A 21,966-nucleotide genomic window follows, 5' to 3' on the forward strand; every position below is an offset into this window, starting at 1 on the left:
TTATACCGAAGCCTGGAACTTTCCCCAAGTATTACGGTCAATAAATTGAATCCGCAAACTTGCCCCGGAATTGTCGCGTCTCTGTCACACCCCTGTCATAAAAGTTGGTTACACTCAAGGGTGAAAATCTGTAGGGACAGGATATATGAAGATTAAATCATTATGTCGGTAATCGTAGGGACAGCGCCTTGTGCCTGTCCCCTGGGACGACCACAAGGGTACGCCCCTACAGAGGTCATTTATAGAGGAGCGTTATATGATGAAGACAAAAATTGCAGGTATTTTAATAGCGGTGTTGGCGGCAACTTTCTTTTTGACCGCCTGGACGGAAAAGCAGGCCAATCCCACCGAACCGCGTGTGATCACCGTTACCGGCGAGGCCGAGGTGCGGGTTGTGCCTGATGAGGTGGTGCTGACCCTGGGCGTCGAAACCTGGGACAAAAACCTGCACACGGCCAAACAGCAAAATGATGAACGGGTGAAGGCGGTCTTGGCCCTGGCGCAACAGTACGGGATCGAGTCAAAATACATTCAAACAGAACACCTCAGCCTTGAACCACGTTACGACGATTATTACGAACGAAAAAAATTGATTGGCTATTTTGTGCGTAAAACCATTGTCATCACCCTCAAGGACCTCTCCAAATTTGAAGACCTGTTGACCGGCGCCCTGGAGGCTGGAGTTAATTACGTGCATGGGGTTCAATTTCAAACTACAGAACTGCGAAAACATCGGGATGAAGCCCGCAGCCTGGCCATCAAGGCGGCCCAGGAGAAAGCGATAGCCTTAGCCGGGGATTTGGGGCAGCGCGTGGGCCAACCCCGCACCATTCATGAGGAACAAGCCGGCTGGTGGTCGTGGTACAACGCCTGGTGGGGGTCTTCCCGAAGTGACACTCTAACCCAGAATGTGATTCAAGACGCCGGTGGCGGCGTTTATACCAATTACGATAGCCTGGCTCCCGGTCAGATTACGGTTAAGGCCAGGGTATCGGTTACTTTTGAACTTGCATAGGAGGGCAATATGACCAAGATTTCCTTTGGCCGTTTACTCATCAGCGGGGTATTGTTGGTTATCCTCATCGGCCTGCTTATAACTTACTTTGCCGTGGTCAACACCCTGCCCACTCAAATCTATACCGACGCGCAACAAGAATATCTTAACTACAATTACAGCCGGAGCGTGTCACAAAAAGCGCCAGTGTTGAACATTGTCCAGCAGGGCGACCAAGCAGCAGCGATGCTCCCCATCCAAGACAGCCGGGTGCGAGCCACCCTGGCCGCCCGCTACGAAGAGCAGGAAGGGGTCAGCGTGACCGTTTACGACCTTGACTTTCAGGGAGAATACCACCTGGTTCATACCGGCTCCGCCACCAACACCATTGAGCTATTCTTTCCTTTTCCCAACAACCTTGAAACGTTGCACGAGGTCCGTTTTTTGGTGGACGATGAAGAACCAGCCAACGCCAGCTATACCACGCGCGGCATCAGTTGGCAGGTCACTTTGCCGCCAGGCGAGGAACACCAGGTTATCATCAGCTATCAGGCCGATGGGGCCAACCGTTTCAGCTACGGCCTGCCGCAGGACCAGCGGGTCAACGTGGATATTGTGGTCACCGTTCTGGGCCTGCCGGGCAGCGAAGTGCCGCGCGCCTTCCTCCCCACCACCAGCAGCAAAGTAACCAACGAGGGTGAGATTTTCAACTGGCAATACCCCGGCCTGATTGCCGACCGCGACATACAACTAATCCTGCCCACCCGTCTGAGTTTTACCCAGCGCGTGGCCCAGTTGCAGGACGATTTCTCTATTCTGGCCGGATTGGCTCCATTTCTGGTTGGCATTTTCCTGGTCACCCTGTTTGGCGTCCTCCGCCAGAGCCGGGTTCAGTTGCGGTCAGAGGGGTATCTTTTGATAGGCTGCGGGTTGGCCCTTTTTTATCCTCTACTGACCTTTTTGAGCGGTCTGGTGGGCGCAACCCTGGCGGCTATCCTGGCCTTGCTGCTCGTCAGCAGCCTGCTGCTGTTCTTCTTGGGCCTGGCCGTTGGTTGGCGTAAAATCTGGTGGCGGGTGAGCTTGCTGTTGTTCATCTTCCTGGGTATTTTTTCGCTGGGGATGTTGACTCCCTGGCGGGGATTGTTGTTGACTATGGGGGGGCTGTTGTTGGTAGGTATTTTTATGTTGCTCTACGCCCGCCGCCCGCCCCCCGCAGAAGATATAGAATTGGCCCTACCGTCTGAAAAGGAGGCATTAATAAAACCTGAATCTCCCTTACCCTTGACCAAACCAGAACCAGTCTCACCCCCGGCTAAAGAACCACCCACCCGCCATTGCCCTTACTGCGCCCGCGCCCTGGCCGATGACTACCACTTTTGCCCCGGCTGCGGCCACGAGACCGCGTCCCTGCGCCGCTGCCCCCACTGCGCGCAGGCGCAGTTTGTCCCGCCGGAACTGGAACAGGTTTATTGCCTGCACTGCGGGCAAAAAATCAATTAAGGGAATTGGCTCAGGGGTGAAACGAGTGCGGACCGGCCAAGATGGGGGTCAGCCAATCACGCCCAATTCGCGCCCAACGCGAGTAAAAATGTCCAGGCCCTGGTCCAAATCTTCCTGGCTATGCCCGGCAGAGATCATCACCCGGATGCGGGCCTGGCCCATGGGCACGGTGGGGTAAGCAATAGCCGTGGCAAACACGCCTTCTTCAAAGAGGCGACGGCTGAATGTTTGGGTCAGTTCTTCCGCTTTAAGCATCACGGGCGTGATGGGCGTAACGCTCCGGCCAAGGTCAAAACCCAGGGCTTGCATTTTTTCTTTGAAGTAGCGGGTATTCTGCCATAGGCGGTCTACCAGGGCGGTGCTTTCTTCCAGAATGTTGACCGCGGCCAGGCAGGCCGCCGTATCCGGCACGGTCATAGCCGAGGAGAAGAGGAAAGGGCGACCGCGCTGGCGCAGCCATTCCACAATAACGGCTTTTCCGGCCACGTAGCCACCCACCACGCCAAAGGCTTTAGACATAGTGCCCACTTCCACGTCTACCCGGCCTTGCAGGTTGAAATGATGCACAATGCCCCGCCCGCCGCGACCCATAACGCCCTCGCCGTGCGCGTCGTCAACCATGATCATGCAATTGAATTCGTCGGCCAAGTCGGCCAGGGCCGGCAGGGGGGCAAGGTCGCCGTCCATGCTGAACACACCATCGCTAATGATGATGGCCCGGTTGTATTGGCCGCGTTTCTCCGCCAGTAAGTCCCGCAGAGCGGCGGCGTTGTTGTGCGGGTAGCGGACGATGTCCGCCCGGCTCAGGCGGCAGCCGTCAATGATGCTGGCATGGTTGAGCTCGTCGGAAAAAATGGCGTCGCCCCGGCCCACCAGGGCGGCAATGACGGCCAGATTGGCCGAAAAACCGGATTGCAGGGCAATGGCCGCTTCCGCTTCTTTGAACTCGGCCAAGCGTTTTTCCAGTTCAAGGTGCAAGCTCAAGGTCCCGGCGATGCTGCGCACAGCCCCCGGCCCCACCCCCAGATCATCAATGGCCGCTTTGGCGGCCCGGGCCAGCCGGGAATCGTTGGCCAGGCCCAGGTAATTGTTGGAGCAAAAGTTCAGGGTTTGGCGGCCGTCCACCGTCAGCCAGGCGCCCTGGGGCGAGGCAATAGTGCGGATGGTATTGTACAGCTTTTTCTCGCGCAGTTCGCGCAAAGCATTGTCCAGCCAGGCTAATTTATCGGTCATAAGGAATCTCCTGAAAATATTACTTGCTAATCATAATCGGAAAAGGGTCGGACCCCGTAATCAAACGCGCCCCACGTTTGCGAGTGAAATAACTCCAGGCCCATTGAAATAGGACCAATAGCTTATTGTCAAACTCAATCAGATACCAAATGTGGACAAAAATCCAGGCCAGCCAGGCCACAAATCCAGAAAATCTGAACATTCCCAACTCGGCTACCGCTGCATTCCGGCCAATAACGGCCAGGTTGCCTTTGTTAACATACCGAAAATCAGGCAAACGTTTACCTTCAAGCCTGGCCCTAATCAAATTAGCTACATATCGCCCCTGTTGCATTGCCACTGGCGCAACTCCAGGCAAGGGCTGGCCATTTTGATGCGCAAAGTGGGCCAAGTCGCCAACCACAAAAATATCAGGCTGGCCGACGATGGACAAATTGGGTTCAACCAGCACCCGCCCGGAACGGTCCAATTCAACGCCGATGCGTTGGGCCAACACTTGCCCCAACGCTGAAGCCCGCATGCCCGCCGCCCACACAATAGTATGAGCTTGAATTTGTTCTTCCTGGTCATTGTGACGCAGGATAACGGTATTATCCCTAATATCGGTCACCAGGGTATTGCAACGCACGGTCACCCCCAGGCGGTTGAGGGCTGCTTCAGCTTTGGCCGACAAATCTGCCGGATAGGTGGGCAATACTCGCTCCATTCCCTCTATCACCAAAATATCAGCTTGGGCCGGGTTGATATGTCGAAAGTCTTCTTTTAAAGTCATATGAGCCAACTCACCCAATGCTCCGGCCAATTCCAGTCCCGTTGGCCCGCCCCCAACTACCACAAATCGCATCCACGCCTGGCGTTGTTGCTGGGCTGGTTCTCGCTCTGCGGCTTCAAAGGCTAACAGAATACGCCGTCGAATATTCAGGGCATCTTCAATACTTTTTAGGCCCGGTGCAATTTCGGCCCACTCCTCATGCCCAAAGTAGTGATGGCTAACACCTGTGGCTACAATCAGAGTATCGTAATGCAATTTTCCATCTCGTAAAATTACCTGGCGGTATTGGGCATCAATGTCAATCACTTCGGCATTTAACACGGTGATATTTTTTTGACGACGCAGCACCGCGCGGAGTGGCGAACAAATATCTCCCGGGGATAATCCGCCCGTGGCTACTTGATACAAGAGCGGCTGGAAGAGATGGAAATTACGTTTATCTATTAGGGTCACTTTTACTGGCGTATGACGCAAACTTTGAGCCGCATACAACCCGCCAAACCCTCCACCAATGATGACCACATGGCGCAGTGAATCTTGGTTATCCATAAGTTTTCCCCAAAAGCATGTGGCGAAAGCCAATAATATCACCCCTAATTCCACTGAACATGTTTCTATTTTGAATGAAGACGGGCCAGATGTCAAGAGTGGCAGGCAAGGTTATTAAACAGATTGAAAAGTCGGGATAGATATGCTAGAATGAGCGAGCTGCCAAACAAAAAGATGATTGGTGATGATCCCAATTTCCTTACGTTATACGGCTGCCCGCAATAGGCTGTCTAAAAGGAGAACAAATATGGTCAATCTATCAGTTTGTATTGAGATGTTCTGGCTCAATCAACCGCCGGAAGAACGCATCCGGCGGGTCAAGGCGGTGGGGTACCAGGCCTTTGAGTTTTGGAGCTGGCAAAACAAAGACCTGGCCAAAATTCGCGCGGCTAAAGAGGAAACGGGCCTGCGCCTGGCCGCATGCTGCTTTGAACCAAACTTCTGTTTGGTCAATCGGGAGGATGACCAGGTTTTTGTTGACGGCGTGGTTGAATCGGCGGCGGTGGCCCGCTCATTGGACTGCCACACCCTGATTGTGACCACGGGCAACGTGCTGGCCGATGAAACCTTTGCCATCACGCGCCGCCGGGTGGTCCGAAAGTTAAAAAAAATGGCTAAAACGGCGGAAGATCAGGGAGTAGTTTTGGTGCTTGAACCGCTCAATCCGCTGGTAGACCATCCCGGCTATTGGCTATCCAAAATGTCGCAAGCCATGGACCTGATTCAAGAAGTGGATTCCCCGGCGTTAAAGATTTTGGACGACCTGTATCACCAACAAGTGACCGAGGGCAATTTGATTGCCAATCTTACCCTTTATGCCCCCTGGATCGGCCATTTTCACGCGGCAGGAGTGCCCGGTCGCCACGAGTTGGTTGGCGGCGAGCTTGATTACCGCCATATCTTTGCCGCCATCAAGCAAACCGGCTACAGCGGCTACGTTGGTTTGGAGTTTTCGCCGGTGGCTGGCGACGAAGCCGTCCTAAAACAGGCCCTGGCCTTGAACGTTTAGCGGCTTGATGACAGTCACCATTTTCATTTAACCAGCGCCGCGACGCTGTTCCCGGCGCTGGTGCTGGGTGTGGATCTCTTCCACATGGGCCGCTTTTTCAGCAATGGCAGCTTTTAGCCAATACTCACCCTTCTCCGCCGTGCCCAGGCTGCCTGCGCCATACGCGCCGGTTTGGGTGTCGTCGTCCCAGGGCGGATTGGCTATCAACGCACCGCCTTCCACCCAATCCATATAATAGGAGGGCGTGGTCACAAAATCCGTTTCATCCACCGCCCGCTCCAGGCGCACCAAATCTGGGCGCAAGTGTAACATAAGCGATGTTTCCAGCTCTCCGGCATGCCCCATCCCCCCCAGGGCAGATTGGCGATGCTGCGCCAGCGCCGCTACCCCCTCTGGCCCCGACAGGTAAAGCCAGGCCGTGGCGCAGAAGATGCGCCGGTGCCGCTCCCCGGCATACTTGACCACGTTGACCAGGAACGAACAATTCCCTCCGTGGCCGCTTAACAGGTAAAAACGGTTAAAACCGCGCCGGGCCAGCGTCTCAATGACGCCCAGCCAGAAATCCTCAAAGGCCCGTCCCCCGGCGTTCAGCGTGCCCGCAAAGGTGGCCCGGTGCGTGCTGACGCCATAAGGCATCACCGGCAGCGTTACGGCCCGGGTAGGCGCAGCCGCCGCAGTTTGGCGGGCAATGGCCTGGATGATGAGCGTATCGGTGGAGAGGGGCAGGTGATACCCATGCTGTTCGGTGTGGCCAATAGGGATAATGACCACTTTGTCGCGTTCGGCGTCGGCAGGCAGGAGGGGCTGAGGCTGCCGTTGACCGGGATGAGGCAGGACCAACCGGCTGGGGCCTAAACCCAGGTCAACCCCCGGCGGGGTTAAGGCATAAACCCGGCTAAAGCCATCGTCGCGCAGGCTGTCTAACAAGTTGGCCAGGTAACGGCCCAGCAGCTCATCCGCCACGGGCAAACCACTGCTTGCCCAGCCAAAAGGAAACGCGGGCAAAAGCCCAACCTGGCCAGGCTGCCCCAACGCCTCGGCCAAACGATCCAGGTCATAGCCAGGCCCCAACGGCAAAATAAGGGGAATATCGCGGGGCAAGTGGGCCACTTCCGGCCAGGTCAATTCATCATAAGTTAAAAATTTGGTCATGGCAGTAGATACCAGTCTAAAAAGCGTTCAATCCGGGTGTAGGCATCCAGTTGATTGGCGCGGCGCAATAAGCCATGGGCCTCGTTGGCGTAAGTTTTGTATTCAAAAGTTTTGCCGTAACGCTTGAGCGCCTCCACCCATTCTTCTGAAGCCTCCGGCGCAACCACCTTGTCCAATAAGCCGTGCAGAATGAACATCGGCTTTTTGACGTTTTGCACATCGTACAGGGGCGACCCCTCAAGGTAGACCTGGCGATTTTGGGCTGGATGGCCCAGAAAGGTTTCAATATACAGCCGCAACTCCCGCTTGCATTGCGCCCACGAGCTGATGAGATTGGCGTCGCCGTATTTGGCAATGCCGCAGGCAAACAGGTATTCCGGGTCGCGGGAGAGGCAGCAGATGGTCAGATAACCACCATAGCTCGGCCCCATAATGGCCAGCCGGGCGGGGTCAAGGCCGGGCAGGCTGCGCAGGTATTTGGCCCCGTAAAGACAGTCCTGCATATCGCCCTGGCCCCAATCGTTGTAATTGGCCCGCTCAAAGTCTACGCCGTAGCCGGTGGAGCCGCGATAGTTGGGGGCCAGAAAAGTGTAACCTTTGGCCACCAGGTATTGGGCCAGGATGTCCCATTCAAGCAGGTATTGGGCCGACGGCCCGCCATGCGGGTATAAAATGGCCGCGCCGTTGGGCTGAGGAGGGTGGTAGAGAAACGCGGGAATTTCCAGGCCATCGTTACTCTGATACGCCACCCTTTTGGGCAGCACCAGTTCATTGCCGGCCAGCGTTGGTGATTGGGAGAAGGTCAGGGGCTTGACCTGGCCGGCCGCCAGGTCAAGCCGGTAAATATCGGGCGGTTGGAGAGGGCTTTCATACTCAAAAGTAAGAAATGAACCATCCGGCGACCAGCGCGGGTACGAATGGACGCCCGGCCCGCTGCGTAAATCGGTCACCCGGCCTGTGTTCACTTCAACCAGGGCCAGATCAATGGCCCCGCCGCGATTGACGGTGCAGGCAATGTGTTTCCCGTCCGGCGACCAGGCCGGGTCCGATATATCGTAACCAAGTTTGGTCAATTGGCGCAGCCCTTCTTCGTTGGGCCGGATCAGCCACAGATCGTCATAACCGGCCTGTTGCGAGATAAAGGCCAGCCATTGCCCATCCGGCGACCAGCGCGGCAGCCACATCCGCACTTTGGGCCGGCCATGCAGCAGGCGAATCTGGTCATTGGCCAGGTCAATCAGGCGCAGGTCAAGCCGGTTCAGGTCGTCAAAGGGCTGAAAAATAAAGGCAACCATGGTCCCATCGGGCGAAGGCTGGGCGTGCCAATGATTACCGTCGCCAGAATTGGTGAGGGCGCGTGGCCAACCTCCGGCCCGGTCGGTCAGCACCAGTTGGTCGGCCTCGTACCGTTCCACCGACACGATCAGGCCGTAACTATCCGGCATCCATTTGGGCGCGCTCGCGCCGGTAGCAAAATCGGTGATTTTCTGCGGCAGTCCGCCGGCGGCCGGGGCCAGGTAGACATGGTTGTCTTTGGTGAAAGCCAGCCAGCGGCCATCCGGCGACCACTGCGGCACATCACCTTCCCAATAGGCCACCAGAGCGCGGTCGGTAGAAATCCGCTGCGGCCAGCCGCCGGATACGGCCAGGGTGTAAACATCAGAAAGCGTTTCACCGTCTTTGATAAAAGCGATGGTCTGGCCATCCGGCGAAAGAGCGTGGTGGCGGATGCGCTCAATAGAGGTAATGAGCGATAGGCTCCAACCGGGGGGCGGTTTCATATCCGGGCGCGCCAGTGAGGGCCAGCCGCGATGTTCATATTTTTCGGTGAGCTTAGCCGGTTTGTCCATTTTGTTTTCCTTGCCGCAGAAAGCGCAGGGCTGTTTCGGTTAGAATGGCCACGCCAACGGGCAAAGCGCCTTCGTCAATGTCAAACCGGGGGTTGTGACTATAACGCATATCGCCCTCAATAAGCGCGCCCAAATCAAACATTGCGCCGGGGATTGCTTTGGAAAAACAGCTAAAATCCTCCGCGCCCAGTTCTTTGGCCATGGGCAAAACATGTTCCGGGCCAAGCAGATCGGCGGCCACGCTCTTGATCAGGGCAACTACCTGGGGATGATTCAACATGGGCGGCACGCCTATCTCAAATTCCAGTTCATAATTACCGCCCAACGAGTGGGACAGCTCAAAGGCGCGTTTGATTTCGGCATGAATTTGTTTTTGTATTTTCACATCGGTGTAACGTAAGGTGCCGGTAATATCCACCCGGGTGGGGATGACATTTTCGGTGGACCCGCCGTGCAAGGAGCCAATGCTGACCACCGCCGGATTGAACGGAGCCAGGCGGCGGGAGACAATGCCGTTGAGCGCCAGAATAATGTGAGCCGAAATATAAAAGGGGTCAATCACTTCGTGGGGATAGGCCCCGTGCCCCCCCTTGCCGATGATCCAGCCAAACCAGGAATCCACTCCCCCGGAAGCCGGGCCGGCGTCAACCCGAATACTGCCCACCGGAGTGGTAGGATCAACGTGCAAGGCAATCACTGCATCCATCCCTTCTAAGACCCCCTCCTGGATCATCCGCATCGCCCCGCTGAAACCTTCCTCGTCGGCCACTTCTTCGGAGGGCTGGAACAAAAACCGGACCATGCCCGGAAACTGCTCGGTTGACAGTAAAGCCGCCACGCCAAGCGCCATGGCTGTGTGCGCGTCGTGACCGCAGGCGTGCATGACTCCCGAATTTTGGGAAGCGTAAGCTACTTCATTGGCCTCTTGAATAGGCAGGGCATCCATATCGGCGCGGATAGCAATCGCCGGCTGGCCAAAACCACTATCGGCCACCACCCCGGTCCGGCCTACCCCCCGCCGGACCCGGTACCCCATCTTATCCAATTCTTCGGCCACCCGGGTTGAGGTGCGAATCTCCTCAAAACCCAGTTCCGGGTGGGCATGAAAGTCACGTCGCCAATCAGTTAACTGCGCCTGCATGGCCTTAGCTTTAGTAAACATAGGAATCTCCTGAAAGTGAATTTGGTAATTTAAACTTTATCCGTATTCACTCAGGATAATCCAGAAAAGGGTTCTGGTCAAGAGGATATGGGCAAAGTGGAGACACTCCAGAAGTGTGGCGGCCCCTACTTGACCAATTCTTTTTCAGCCGCGGCCAGCAGCATGGCCAATTCTTTTTCCTGCGCTTCAGCCAATGGCGGCACGTGATGTTCACGCAAGAGGCGTTCGGCTTCGGCCTGGGCGCGTTCGGCCATGCCCTGCCGGCCGCCCTGCTCCCAGGTATTCCACGAGTCGCGCTCGGCCAGGCGGGTCAGCAGCATTTCCCCGGCTCGCAGGTATTTAACAGTGTGCAGTTGGGCCATGAAGTTGCGGGTAGAGCGCATGACTTCGGCAATTTCGTCCACGGCCAGGGCTTCGGCAGTGACGCTAAAACCACGACGCAGGCGCAAAATACCGGCCGCAAATTCGTTGTCCAGCACCATCTGGGCATAAGACCCCATCACGCCGGCCTCCATCTCGCCAATGCCTGAAAGTTCGTCGGCGCCGGCCAGGGCCGGAATCACCGCGCCTATCGCCCGCTCAAAACCGTTTTGCACATCGCAGGTGTGCGCATTGGTAGAAAAACCGTACACGTTCACCGGCAGCCCATAATGGTGGCCAAGTTGCACCGTGCCCGCCGAGAGCAGGCCCAGCTCAACCCCTCCCCACACGGCCAGGGCTGTGCGCGGTTCCATCATGGCCAGCCGGCCGCAGTAAATCATCGGCAGGCCGGGGCGGACGAGTTGGGCCAACACCAGGGCAAAAAGTATCTCGGCATTTTGTTGGGCAATGGCCCCGGCTATTGAGAACGGCGCGGTCATTCCGGCAGTGGGGCAGGGTAGAGGACCAAAGGTAATGCCCATCCGGGCGATCTCAATGATTGCTTCGGCTTCGTGGTCAGGGATGGTCAGCGGGCTGACCGGCGACAGGGATAGGGTCAACACCTGGGCCGGGTGGCCAATGACCTCGGCCATTTTAACCGCATAACGCACTTCGGCGGCATATTGGATGCCCGGCCCTTGCAACGGTTTGACGGTATGGGGGAGGGCGTGGCGATACATTGAGAGCGACATCACCGGGCCGGGCACGTCGCAGGGGGTAAAAAAGGGGGTGATGGTATGGCAGTTGTCCAGCGCATCCAGCAGGCGGGTGGCGTTTTGCACATCCTGGATGGTGGCCGGGCGGCGAGTGCTGCCGGCGGCGTCGTACACCTCCCGCGCGCCGCCCAGGTTGTGGAAAGACAGCGCGCCGTCGCCTAACGTTCTGCTGATTCCGTTACGGCCTAATAAAGTGGGTCTTTTACCGGCCTGAACAATACATTTTTCCACCAGGTCGGGGGGTAGGAGGACGCGCTGATCCTGCACGGCGGCCCCGGCCCCGGTGAGAATTTCGCGGCTCTGAGGCTCGGTTAAAATTACGCCGGTTTCGCCCAAAATACGCAATGTGGCCTGATGGATGGCTTCAATATCTTGAAGTGACAAAAGGTTAAGGTTCATGGGTTCTCCGTAGAAAATGCAAATGGATAAACGCAAATCACAAATGAATGGCCAATAAGAGACACACGCTGCGTTAGGGATTTTCCAACGCAGCAGCCAAAAATGAGACGCGGCGGAGTTCTGAGTCCAGCAGATTCTCAAGTTTAAGGAAAACGTGCCCTTCGTCGGGGTAGCATAACAACTCTACTTTACGACCCAGGGCTTGCAATTTTTGGGCGGCGGCCACCGCTTCGCTTGGCGGGCAGCGGGGATCATGCTCGCCGCAAATTAATTGCACCGGCGCTTTGATCTGCTCCAGGAAAAAGAAGGGCGAATGTTGGTGCCACCGCTCGTAATTTTCCCGGGGATCGCCCATGTTTTCCAGGTCCCAATATTGCAGATCGGGGCGAGAATTTTGATGGGCGGTGAACCAATTAAGAAACGGCGCCACCGCCGATCCCGCCGCCCATAGCTCAGGAAATTGGGTCAGGCAGGTCATGGTCAGGTAGCCGCCGTGGCTGCGGCCGGTCACGGCAATGCGGGCCGGGTCGGCCAGACCCTCGCGGGCCAGGTAAAGGGCGGCGGCGGCGCAATCCTGCGTGTCAATGCCGCCCAGGTCAAAACGGTTGGCCGTTTGCCAGGCTCGGCCGTAGCCGGTGGAGCCGCGATAATTGGGGGCCAGCACCACCCAGCCCCGGCCGGCCAGGTGGGCCATCAAGGGAAACCACATCACCGAAACATGCCAGTTTGGCCCGCCGTGAATAACCACCACCGCCGGGCTGAAGGCATTAGAGTTTTCAGGCCGGTAAAGCAACGCCGGAATCCGGGCGCCATCAAGGCCGGGATAATAAATCTCTTCAGGGATAATAAAGGATTCGCCGGGCAGGGTAGCGGGCCAGGAGCGGGTTAACGGGCAAAACCGATTGTCGGCCAGGGTAAAACGCCACAAATCGTTGGGCCAACGCGGACTGTTGAAGGTCAGGACAATCTGGCGGCCGTCCGGCGTAAAGGTGGGGCGGGCATGAACACCCTCCCCTAATTGATGATAAACTATTTTTTCGCCCGGCTGCCGCACAGCCAGCCGGGTCAGCGCGCCGTGGCGATGCAGGTAAGCCAACCCGCCAGCGGCAGACCATGCCGGAGAAATATCGTCGCCGCTGCCGCCACTGGCCCATTCCACCACGCCGCCGGCCAGGTGATAAAATCCAAGGTCGTACCAGCCATGCGGGTCGGCGCAGAAGGCCAGGCGTTGGCTGTCGGGCGACCAGGCCGGGTGCATGGCGTTGAGCAACACGCCGTCTTCAACCAGTTGAGTGGTTGTACCGTCAACCATTGAGACAAGGAAGATGGTATGGTCCTGGCCGCGCCAGTCCACTTCCACGGCCAGCCAGCGCCCATTTGGCGACCAGCGCACGTCCCAGGCCGGACGGCCCGCATCCAACACCAACTGCATGTCGCCGCCGTCAGCCGGGAGGGTGTAAACGCTGAAATGGCCGGGCCGGTCGGCGAGCAGGGCAATGCGGGCGCCATCCGGCGACCAGGCAAAGTGGGGCAAGAGGGCGCAGCCAATATTCGGCGTGAGATCGGCCTGCCGCTTTTGGGTCAGGTTAAAGATAAAGAGGTGGAAATTTTCACCGCCGTCAAAATCGGCGGCGTAAGCCAGACGAGTGCCGTTGGGGGAGTAGCGGGGCGCAAATTTTGCGCCCGGCCCGTTTGAAATCTGGCGCGGCGCAACGGTTCCGTCAATTGGCGCTTCGTAAATTTCCCAACGGCCGGTTGGGTTCCAGGCAAAAGCAACTTTAGTTCCATCCGGCGATAAGTCAAAGCCGTAGTCGGGGTCTACGCCCGGAGTGCATAACAATTGTTTGAGAGGGAGCATTGTTGTTTTTAGATGGCAATACTTTGTTTACGCAGCCAGTCTGCCAGTATTTCGGTTAGTTTGATTTTAGTGGAAACAAAAACACAGTCTCAGCTTATCATAAAAACGGTCATCCCGCAAAGGACTGCCAGGGATGATGGGCGCAGTGATGCCTAATCAACTACAACGCTATAATTCTTGACACTTTCTTGATATTCCCCCTTATTTTCTTGACACATCATTTATATGTTTTTTGGTATGGTATAAGAAACAAGGGAAAGAAGACCCCTTGTAAATCTTATCCATGGGGGTTATACACCTGATGTATCTCTCACAAGTTAAGCGCCTGCTCATTGGCGACCCTATCCCTAACAGCCACGAGCTGCACGAGCGGCTGGACAAAGTGCGGGCGCTGGCCGTTTTTGCTTCAGATCCCATCAGCAGTAACGCCTACGCTACCGAAGCCATCATGAGCATTCTGATTTTGTTGGGCAGCGGCGCGTTGGCTATGACCTTGCCGCTGGCCATGGGCATTGCCGCCCTGGTTTTGACCGTTATCTTCAGTTATATTCAAACCATTATCCACTACCCGGAAGGAGGCGGGGCTTACACCGTGGCCAAAGATAATCTGGGCACCATGCCTTCTCTAATTGCCGCTGCCGCCCTGCTCACCGACTACGTTCTTACTGTCTCGGTATCAGTTTCAGCCGGGGTGCGGGCTTTCACCTCGGCTTTTCCCCAGTATTATGATTATCGCCTGCTACTGACTTTATTAATCATCCTGGTGATCACCTGGGTCAACCTGCGGGGGGTGCGAGAAAGCGGTACCATTTTTGCTCTGCCTACTTACGCCTTTGTCATCGGCGTGCTGGTGGTGATAGTGATTGGGCTGGCGCGCTACTTTGAATTGTTTGGGGCTGCGCCCATAAACATAGTCACCACCACCGTGCCGCCGGTCAGCGACTTCATCGGATTTGCGTATGCTTGGTTGCTGCTACGAGCCTTTGCCGCCGGCACAACCGCCCTGACCGGCATCGAAGCCATCAGTAACGGGGTGCAGGCTTTTAAGCCCCCAGAGTCGAAAAATGGGGCCCAGACCATGGTGGCCATGGGCATCATGGCGATGTCGCTCTTCATCGGCATTTCATTCCTGGCAACCCATTTACACCTGATTCCCCGTGAAACAGAGAGTATCCTGTCACAACTGGCTCGCGCAGTTACCGGCGGCGGTTTTCTATATTATTGGGTGCAATTATTTACCATGCTCATCCTGGTGCTGGCCGCCAATACCGCGTATCAGGATTTTCCCCGCTTGAGCGCGTTTCTGTCTCGGGACGGTTTTATGCCCCGCTGGATGCAAAACCGGGGCGACCGGCTGGTTTACAGCGCCGGGATTGTTGTGTTGGCCTCGCTGGCCGCCATCATCGCCATTGCCTTTGACGCCGACGAAATTCGGATGCTGCCCCTGTATGCCCTGGGCGTAATGACCAGTTTTACCCTATCCCAGGCCGGGATGTTCCGCTTGATGGGGAAAGTGGCCAAAGTTCCGCCGGGCGAGCAGGTTCACACCGGCAGTACCACCATCCATTACGAAGGCGGCTGGTGGTGGAAACGCGGCCTCAACGCGATTGGTTCGGTAGTAACCTTTGTGGTGTTAATCATTCTGATTGTCACCAAATTTATTGAAGGGGCCTGGATTGTGGTGCTGGCTATACCGCTCATTATCTGGTTGTTCATTTCCATCAAACATCACTACGACGGCGTGGCCGAAGCCCTGAGCACTCGTAATTTTTCCCTCAAGGATATGCATGAGGTGGCCGATATGGTCATTATCCCGATTGGGGACGTCCACCTGGGCACCCTGCGCGCCCTGCGTTATGCCAAACGTTTTTCAAATAACGTATACGCGGTCAGCATTGTCACCAGCCCGCAAAACAAAGAATACCTGAAACGTCGTTGGCAGCGCTTCCCGGAGATTACGGATGGGATTAACCTGGTGCAGATCACCTATGATTTCCGCGACGTGCTGACGCCCCTGGTAAATTACATCGGGCAGGCTGTGGCCGAACATCCCCAACAACTTATCACCGTCGTTGTGCCGGAGTTTATTCCCACCACGGCGATTGCCCGGCTATTACACAACCAGACCGCCAATATGCTCCGCTTGCGCCTGCGTGGTTATCCGGGTGTGGTGATTATTGACGTCCCCTATCATATTTAATGAATGAGGAGCTGGTTTGATGACCCACCATTACAATGCGCTTGAGGTTTTGGAGCTGATTTTAGTCGTATGGATAATCGGTCCGGTAGTCGTGCTTATCTGGTTAGCCAGCCGGACCCTGGTTGATTTTTTAAAGCGGTTACTGCGATCCGATGAGTATGGACAGGATACCCAGAAATCGGAAAACAACACCCAATAAAGATGTTTAGATTAGGGGTCAACTATGAAGCGAATGTTCTATATTACCTTAACGATTTTCGTGTTTGTGGGGCTTTTGGCCTGGGTCAGAACGTTGTCGCCAGACCCAGCCTATCCAGAAGAGGCATTAACTTCAGATATTTGCACTTTCATTGACCATAGAATCACCAACTCTGCCAGCGCCAATCTGGGGACCATCAAAAATGTTGTTGTAGACATGAAAGACGGCCATCCGATTTATGTTGTTGTTTCTTTTGACGACCCGGCGTTTAAGGGTAAAACGGCAATGATACCCCATAAGAATAAGATTGTGCCCATTCCCTGGGAGAAATTGACCTTTGGGCCGGCACAGGGGGCAATATTGCTGGAGGCCGATGAGACAATGCTGGCTAACTCGCCCCAGCTTGATAACCCCTCGCAGGGGATCGGCCCGAATTTAGATGCCGAAATTCAGCAATATTGGGTTAAGGCAGAAGAGGGGGAACCATGCTGTCCTTGCCGGTGGTGCCCTGTCTGGTGGAATTAACCTGATAGGAATTGATTGATGATTGATTTAATCTATCTCAGCATCACCTTACTTTTCTTCCTGATTAGTATTGGCTTTGTGCTGGGCGCTCAACACCTGATGGAGGAATAACGTGGCAATTTTATATGGCATTGCAGGGTTTATTGCCATTGCCCTGTTGGTTTACCTGCTGGTGATGTTGGTGAGGGGAGAAAAATTCTAATGACCAGTAGTGGCTGGCTGCAAATTGGTTTTTATCTACTCATGCTTCTGCTGATGGTGAAACCGTTGGGCACGTATATGGCCTGCGTGTATAGCGGTGATTGTACCCCCTTGGACCGGCTGCTTGGGCCGGTTGAACGATTACTTTACCGGCTGGCCGGGGTGAATCCTCAACAAGAGATGGATTGGAAAATTTACGCCCTGGCGATGCTGCTGCTCAATGGGCTGGGTTTTCTGGCGCTCTATCTGATTTTACGCCTGCAAAACCTGCTGCCGTTAAACCCGCAACACCTGGGGCCGGTAGAGGCCCACACCGCCCTGAACATTGCCATCAGTTTTGCCACCAACACCAACTGGCAAAATTACGGCGGCGAAACCACACTGGGCTACCTACCCCAAATGCTGGGGCTAACCGTGCAAAACTTTGTATCGGCGGCCACCGGAATGGCTGTGCTGGTCGCCTTGATTCGAGGGTTATCGCGACAATCTGCCCAAGCTATCGGGAATTTCTGGGTGGATCTGACTCGCACTATCCTCTACATCCTGCTACCCCTGTCACTGGCCCTATCCCTGCTATTGGTTTCGCAGGGCGTCGTACAAACCTTCCAGGCCGCCCAGACTGTCCCGTTACTGCAACCCACCACCGATACCGGCGGCAATCTTGTCACCGAGCAGGTATTGGCCGTTGGCCTGGCAGCCTCGCAAATTGCCATCAAACAGTTAGGCACCAACGGCGGCGGCTTCTTTAACACCAACTCGGCTCATCCGTTTGAAAACCCCACCCTGCTCTCCAACTTTTTTGAAATGCTGGCCATTTTGCTCATTCCGGCGGCATTATGTTACACCTTTGGTCAGATGGTGGGTGATACCCGCCAGGGCTGGGCGATTTTGATTTTTATGAACCTTTTCTTTATTCCCTTATTGGCTCTCAACGTTAGCGCCGAGTACGGCGGCAATCCCATTTTAACCACCCTGGGCATTGACCAAGCAGCCACCGACCTGCAACCCGGCGGTAATATGGAAGGCAAAGAGGTGCGTTTTGGCGTGGCCAACTCGGCCCTGTGGGCTACGGCGACCACCGCCGCCTCCAATGGCTCGGTCAACTCAATGCACGATTCCTACACCCCCCTGGGCGGGCTGGTTGAACTATTCTTGATGCAACTGGGCGAAGTTATCTATGGCGGAGTTGGCTCCGGCCTGTATGGTTTGCTGGTTTTTGCCATTGTGGCTGTATTTGTGGCCGGGCTAATGGTGGGCCGCACCCCGGAATATTTGGGTAAAAAAATTGAAGTGTTTGAAATGAAAATGGCCGCTATTGCCATCCTTATCCCGCCAATGATGGTCCTGCTGGGCACCGCCGCTGCCTTGACGACCGGCTACGGGTCAAGCGGTATTCAAAACAGCGGGCCGCATGGTTTTAGCGAAATTTTGTACGCTTACAGTTCGCAGGGCAACAACAACGGCAGCGCTTTTGCCGGCTACGGAGCTAACACCCCCTTCGTCAACATCACTGGTGGGCTGGCCATGCTCTTTGCTCGCTACTGGGTGGCCCTGCCTGCCCTGGCCATTGCCGGGTCGCTGGCACGCAAAAAGAAAGTGCCACCCAGTTCCGGCACGCTGCCTACCCACACCCCCCTGTTCATTGGTTGGCTGGCAGCAGTGGTGTTGATTGTTGGCGCACTCAGTTTTCTCCCGGCGCTGGCCCTGGGGCCAATTGTAGAGCAGTTGTTGCTCTATCAGGGAGTCGTTTTTTAGGACAAGCGAACTTGATGATACCAAAGGATTCAATTATTCGGGCCGTTAGTCTCATGCTCTTGGGCTTTGGTTTGTTTCAAATCATCGCTTCGCTCATCGCAGTTATTTTTTTAGTGCTAACCGGACACTGGAGCAATCATGTCTCCCAGATTGCGGCGATTGCTTTCTGGCTAACCCTGCCTATCACGTATCTGGTCTGGAAAAAATACTTTGGGGAGAAGTTCTCGTCCTGAAAGGAGTCCAGAGCTTGCTCTGGCATTTCAAAGCAAACTTTGGACTCCAAACGCTATTTTTAGAAGGAGCAGGAGTCCAGAGCTTGCTCTGGCATTTCCAAAGCAAGCTTTGGACTCCAAACGCTCCAAACGCCTATTTTCACGGGGGTTTAACCATGTCATCAACTCAAAAACAAACTAACCTAAAACGCCAACTTTACCAACGGGCGCTGCTTGGCTCTTTCATCAAGCTCGACCCGCGCCAACAAATCCGCAACCCGGTCATGTTCATCGTCGAGGTCGGCAGTGTTTTGCTGACCGCTCTCTTTGGCTGGACGCTCATCAACGGCCCTATCGAGAGTGACTCCACTGCCTTTATGGGCGCAGTGGCGCTCTGGCTCTGCTTTACGGCGCTGTTTGCCAACTTTGCCGAGGCGCTGGCCGAAGGGCGGGGCAAAGCCCAGGCCCAGGCGCTGCGCCAGACCCGGCAGAAAACCAGAGCCAAAAGACTCGCCAAAGCAGACAGAAATGCGCCCCAGGAACCAACCACCTCCACAGAATTACGCCAGGGCGACCTGGTGCTGGTAGAAGCCAGGGACATCATCCCCGCCGACGGCGAGGTTATCGAAGGCGTGGCCCTGGTTGATGAAAGCGCCGTCACGGGCGAGAGCGCGCCGGTCATCCGCGAGTCCGGCGGCGACCGCAGCGCCGTGACCGGCGGCACCCGCGTTACCTCCGACTGGATTATCGTCAAAATCACCGCCAATCCCGGCGAGGGCTTTCTGGACCGGATGATTGGCCTGGTAGAAGGGGCCAGGCGCCAGAAACGCCCAACGAGATTGCCCTCAACATTCTGCTGGCCGGCTTTACGATTATTTTTCTGGTGGTGGTAGCCACGCTGCTGCCCTTCTCCATTTACAGCGTCAGGGCCGTGGGACAGGGCCAACCGATTACCATCACCGTGCTGGTGGCCCTGCTGGTCTGCCTAATTCCGACCACCATCGGCGGTTTGTTGAGCGCCATCGGCATTGCCGGGATGGACCGGCTGATTCGACGCAACATCATCGCCCTGTCGGGCCGGGCGGTGGAGGCTGCCGGCGACGTGGACGTGTTGTTGCTGGACAAGACCGGCACCATCACTCTGGGCAATCGTCAGGCGGTTGAGTTTATTTCGCTGAATGGTACTGACGTCCGAGAGGTAGCCGAACTTTCGCAACTGGCCTCGCTGGCCGATGAAACGCCTGAAGGTCGCAGCATTGTGGTGCTGGCCAAACAGGAATATGGCCTGCGTGGGCAAAAGGCCGGTCGGAATGAAGTCGCCTACGGGGCACGCTTTGTGCCCTTTAGCGCCCAAAGCCGCATGAGCGGCGTAGACCTGAACGGAACCAGCATCCGTAAAGGCGCTGCTGACGCCATTGCCGCCTACGCTCTTGAAAATAACTACACTCCACCCCCGGAAATGAAAGCCATAGTTGAACGCATTGCCCACGACGGCGGTACGCCGTTGGTAGTGGCCCGCAACGGTGAGGTGGTTGGTATAATTCATTTAAAGGATGTACTGAAAGGCGGCATCAAAGAACGCTTCAGCCATCTGCGGAAAATGGGCATTCAAACAGTGATGATCACCGGGGACAACCCGCTCACTGCCGCCGCTATTGCCGCTGAGGCGGGGGTAGATAACTTTCTGGCCGAAGCCACGCCTGAGGCCAAACTGAAGCTTATTAGAGAATACCAGGCCGGAGGCCGACTGATCGCCATGACCGGCGATGGCACCAATGACGCCCCGGCCCTGGCTCAGGCCGACGTGGCCGTGGCCATGAACACCGGCACCCAACCGGCCCGTGAAGCGGCTAATATGATCGATCTGGATAGCAACCCGACCAAGCTCATCGAGATTGTGGAAATCGGTAAGCAGTTGTTGATGACCCGCGGCGCGTTGACCACTTTTAGCATTGCCAATGACATAGCCAAATATTTTGCCATCATTCCGGCAGCTTTTGCGGCTACCTATCCCATTTTGGACAGCCTGAACATTATGCGGTTGGCTACACCACAAAGCGCCGTCCTATCGGCGGTTATTTTTAATGCCCTCATCATTATTGCCCTGGTCCCGCTGGCGCTGCGGGGAGTGCCCTATCGTCCGGTAGGCGCGACGCAACTGCTGCGCAATAACCTGCTTATTTATGGCGGCGGCGGTCTGATTGCGCCTTTTATCGGCATCAAACTGATTGATATGATTTTGGTAGGACTGGGATTAGTATAGCTGATAGCCGATAGCCGTTAGCAGGTAGCAAGTAGCAAAAAGCTAACCGCTAACTGCTAACCGCTAACGAGGAAACAATCAAATGCACACTCAACTTAAACCGGCAATTGTGTTATTGACCTTATTTACTCTCGTCACTGGCCTGCTTTATCCTTGGACCGTAACCGCATTGGCTCAACTTATTTTTCCACATCAGGCCAACGGCAGTTTGATTGTCAAAAATGGGCGGCTGGTTGGCTCAGAACTCATCGGCCAGCCGTTTGATGCCCCCCAATATTTCTGGGGCCGACCTTCGGCTACTCAGCCGTTCCCTTACAATGCAGCCGCTTCCTCCGGCTCCAATCTAGGGCCAACCAGCGCTATCTTAATGGCCAATGTGCAGGCGCGTCTCAACGCGCTGCGGGCTGTCGACCCGAACAACAACGCCCCTGCGCCGGTCGACCTGGTCACAGCCTCGGCCAGCGGGCTGGACCCGCATATCAGCGTAGCCGCGGCCCGCTATCAGGCGACGCGAGTGGCCCAGGTCAGAGGGCTTGATCTGGCAGAAGTCAACCGCCTGATTAATAAGCACACCGCAGGCCGCACCTTCGGCCTGTTGGGCGAGCCGCGAGTCAATGTGCTGCTTTTGAATCTGGCCCTGGATGGGTTAAAATAAAAGAAAAAGGGAGTCCAAAGCTTGCTTTGGCAAAACCAGAGCAAGCTCTGGACACCGCGACAACTCCTACCTCGCTTTGGCAAAACGGGCAGGTGCATCTTATGCTTAAAAAACATCGCAATACACCAGTACATTTATTTTTAGACAACACAGGCTATTTTGTAACCGGCGCTATTTATCAAAAACGCTATCTATTAAAAGACCCTGAAATCAAAGACAATTTACTTGATTTAATACAAACCTACTTCACCCAATATATACTAAACGCACGCTGAAATTTCCAATTTGTCCTAACCGGAAAATGGGGTATGCTCTGGTTCAAAATACAGAGGTGAACCAGAA

At 55.6% G+C, this 21,966-nt stretch carries 18 protein-coding genes and 1 pseudogene; 12 read left to right on the top strand and 7 right to left on the bottom strand.

Annotated features, from left to right (window positions below; all coding sequences use genetic code 11):
- The first annotated feature begins 256 nt into the window (after window positions 1–256).
- Entirely contained in the window at window positions 257–1,015 is a 759-nt protein-coding gene (locus JW953_05210) for an SIMPL domain-containing protein (GenBank protein MBN1992081.1), read from the top strand.
- Between the two features lie 9 nt (window positions 1,016–1,024).
- Window positions 1,025–2,494: a zinc ribbon domain-containing protein gene (locus JW953_05215; GenBank protein MBN1992082.1), complete on the top strand. Its 1,470-nt coding sequence runs from the start codon at window positions 1,025–1,027 to the stop codon at window positions 2,492–2,494.
- 48 nt (window positions 2,495–2,542) lie between these two features.
- On the opposite strand, the gene JW953_05220 is transcribed toward JW953_05215, so the two are convergent.
- Window positions 2,543–3,727: a glycine C-acetyltransferase gene (locus JW953_05220; protein MBN1992083.1), complete on the bottom strand. Its 1,185-nt coding sequence runs from the start codon at window positions 3,725–3,727 to the stop codon at window positions 2,543–2,545.
- Between the two features lie 19 nt (window positions 3,728–3,746).
- On the bottom strand, window positions 3,747–5,048 hold the full coding sequence (locus JW953_05225) for an NAD(P)/FAD-dependent oxidoreductase (protein ID MBN1992084.1): 1,302 nt from the start codon (window positions 5,046–5,048) through the stop codon (window positions 3,747–3,749).
- Window positions 5,049–5,295: 247 nt separating this feature from the next.
- Between JW953_05225 and JW953_05230 the strand changes: the two genes are divergently transcribed.
- On the top strand, window positions 5,296–6,057 hold the full coding sequence (locus tag JW953_05230; protein ID MBN1992085.1) for a TIM barrel protein: 762 nt from the start codon (window positions 5,296–5,298) through the stop codon (window positions 6,055–6,057).
- Window positions 6,058–6,084: 27 nt separating this feature from the next.
- Here the strand turns inward: JW953_05230 and JW953_05235 are convergent, their stop codons facing one another.
- The 5 genes from JW953_05235 to JW953_05255 all read right to left on the bottom strand — a co-directional run bounded on the left by JW953_05235 (window position 6,085) and on the right by JW953_05255 (window position 13,614).
- Window positions 6,085–7,209: a creatininase family protein gene (locus tag JW953_05235; GenBank protein ID MBN1992086.1), complete on the bottom strand. Its 1,125-nt coding sequence runs from the start codon at window positions 7,207–7,209 to the stop codon at window positions 6,085–6,087.
- Window positions 7,206–9,059 (bottom strand): S9 family peptidase, encoded by a 1,854-nt coding sequence (locus tag JW953_05240; protein MBN1992087.1) that lies wholly within the window; start codon window positions 9,057–9,059, stop codon window positions 7,206–7,208. Before JW953_05240 ends, JW953_05235 begins: the two co-directional genes overlap by 4 nt.
- Window positions 9,043–10,221 carry an amidohydrolase gene (locus JW953_05245; protein ID MBN1992088.1) on the bottom strand — a complete coding sequence of 393 codons (1,179 nt, stop codon included), beginning with the start codon at window positions 10,219–10,221 and terminating at the stop codon, window positions 9,043–9,045. Before JW953_05245 ends, JW953_05240 begins: the two co-directional genes overlap by 17 nt.
- 125 nt (window positions 10,222–10,346) lie before the next feature.
- On the bottom strand, window positions 10,347–11,756 hold the full coding sequence (locus tag JW953_05250; GenBank protein MBN1992089.1) for a trimethylamine methyltransferase family protein: 1,410 nt from the start codon (window positions 11,754–11,756) through the stop codon (window positions 10,347–10,349).
- Window positions 11,757–11,829: 73 nt separating this feature from the next.
- Window positions 11,830–13,614, bottom strand: a complete 1,785-nt coding sequence (locus JW953_05255) for a S9 family peptidase (protein MBN1992090.1) — start codon at window positions 13,612–13,614, stop codon at window positions 11,830–11,832.
- Between the two features lie 301 nt (window positions 13,615–13,915).
- Between JW953_05255 and JW953_05260 the strand changes: the two genes are divergently transcribed.
- The 9 genes and pseudogenes from JW953_05260 to JW953_05300 all read left to right on the top strand — a co-directional run bounded on the left by JW953_05260 (window position 13,916) and on the right by JW953_05300 (window position 21,899).
- Entirely contained in the window at window positions 13,916–15,814 is a 1,899-nt protein-coding gene (locus JW953_05260) for an amino acid permease (protein MBN1992091.1), read from the top strand.
- Window positions 15,815–15,833: 19 nt separating this feature from the next.
- Window positions 15,834–16,013 carry a hypothetical protein gene (locus tag JW953_05265; protein MBN1992092.1) on the top strand — a complete coding sequence of 60 codons (180 nt, stop codon included), beginning with the start codon at window positions 15,834–15,836 and terminating at the stop codon, window positions 16,011–16,013.
- Window positions 16,014–16,037: 24 nt separating this feature from the next.
- Complete coding sequence (locus tag JW953_05270) at window positions 16,038–16,538, top strand: PRC-barrel domain-containing protein (protein ID MBN1992093.1); 501 nt, start codon at window positions 16,038–16,040, stop codon at window positions 16,536–16,538.
- Between the two features lie 112 nt (window positions 16,539–16,650).
- Entirely contained in the window at window positions 16,651–16,740 is a 90-nt protein-coding gene (locus JW953_05275; GenBank protein MBN1992094.1) for a potassium-transporting ATPase subunit F, read from the top strand.
- Entirely contained in the window at window positions 16,740–18,494 is a 1,755-nt protein-coding gene (gene kdpA, locus JW953_05280) for a potassium-transporting ATPase subunit KdpA (GenBank protein MBN1992095.1), read from the top strand. The genes JW953_05275 and kdpA overlap by 1 nt, the downstream gene beginning before the upstream one ends.
- Window positions 18,495–18,508: 14 nt before the next feature.
- Window positions 18,509–18,727, top strand: a complete 219-nt coding sequence (locus tag JW953_05285) for a hypothetical protein (protein ID MBN1992096.1) — start codon at window positions 18,509–18,511, stop codon at window positions 18,725–18,727.
- Between the two features lie 155 nt (window positions 18,728–18,882).
- Window positions 18,883–20,969 (top strand): annotated as a pseudogene (gene kdpB, locus JW953_05290) (potassium-transporting ATPase subunit KdpB).
- A gap of 82 nt (window positions 20,970–21,051) precedes the next feature.
- Entirely contained in the window at window positions 21,052–21,624 is a 573-nt protein-coding gene (kdpC, locus tag JW953_05295) for a potassium-transporting ATPase subunit KdpC (GenBank protein MBN1992097.1), read from the top strand.
- A 26-nt stretch (window positions 21,625–21,650) separates the two neighbouring features.
- Window positions 21,651–21,899 (top strand): hypothetical protein, encoded by a 249-nt coding sequence (locus tag JW953_05300; protein MBN1992098.1) that lies wholly within the window; start codon window positions 21,651–21,653, stop codon window positions 21,897–21,899.
- Window positions 21,900–21,966: the final 67 nt, after the last annotated feature.

This window comes from Anaerolineae bacterium (genome assembly GCA_016931895.1).
Lineage (GTDB): Bacteria > Chloroflexota > Anaerolineae > 4572-78 > J111 > JAFGNV01.

Bases quoted from the DNA above. Each gene is read 5' to 3' on its own strand.
- JW953_05210 (MBN1992081.1), top strand. From the start codon at position 257: ATGATGAAGACAAAAATTGCAGGTATTTTAATAGCGGTGTTGGCGGCA.
- JW953_05215 (MBN1992082.1), top strand. From the start codon at position 1,025: ATGACCAAGATTTCCTTTGGCCGTTTACTCATCAGCGGGGTATTGTTG.
- JW953_05220 (MBN1992083.1), bottom strand. From the start codon at position 3,727: ATGACCGATAAATTAGCCTGGCTGGACAATGCTTTGCGCGAACTGCGC.
- JW953_05225 (MBN1992084.1), bottom strand. From the start codon at position 5,048: ATGGATAACCAAGATTCACTGCGCCATGTGGTCATCATTGGTGGAGGG.
- JW953_05230 (MBN1992085.1), top strand. From the start codon at position 5,296: ATGGTCAATCTATCAGTTTGTATTGAGATGTTCTGGCTCAATCAACCG.
- JW953_05235 (MBN1992086.1), bottom strand. From the start codon at position 7,209: ATGACCAAATTTTTAACTTATGATGAATTGACCTGGCCGGAAGTGGCC.
- JW953_05240 (MBN1992087.1), bottom strand. From the start codon at position 9,059: ATGGACAAACCGGCTAAGCTCACCGAAAAATATGAACATCGCGGCTGG.
- JW953_05245 (MBN1992088.1), bottom strand. From the start codon at position 10,221: ATGTTTACTAAAGCTAAGGCCATGCAGGCGCAGTTAACTGATTGGCGA.
- JW953_05250 (MBN1992089.1), bottom strand. From the start codon at position 11,756: ATGAACCTTAACCTTTTGTCACTTCAAGATATTGAAGCCATCCATCAG.
- JW953_05255 (MBN1992090.1), bottom strand. From the start codon at position 13,614: ATGCTCCCTCTCAAACAATTGTTATGCACTCCGGGCGTAGACCCCGAC.
- JW953_05260 (MBN1992091.1), top strand. From the start codon at position 13,916: ATGTATCTCTCACAAGTTAAGCGCCTGCTCATTGGCGACCCTATCCCT.
- JW953_05265 (MBN1992092.1), top strand. From the start codon at position 15,834: ATGACCCACCATTACAATGCGCTTGAGGTTTTGGAGCTGATTTTAGTC.
- JW953_05270 (MBN1992093.1), top strand. From the start codon at position 16,038: ATGAAGCGAATGTTCTATATTACCTTAACGATTTTCGTGTTTGTGGGG.
- kdpA (MBN1992095.1), top strand. From the start codon at position 16,740: ATGACCAGTAGTGGCTGGCTGCAAATTGGTTTTTATCTACTCATGCTT.
- JW953_05285 (MBN1992096.1), top strand. From the start codon at position 18,509: ATGATACCAAAGGATTCAATTATTCGGGCCGTTAGTCTCATGCTCTTG.
- kdpC (MBN1992097.1), top strand. From the start codon at position 21,052: ATGCACACTCAACTTAAACCGGCAATTGTGTTATTGACCTTATTTACT.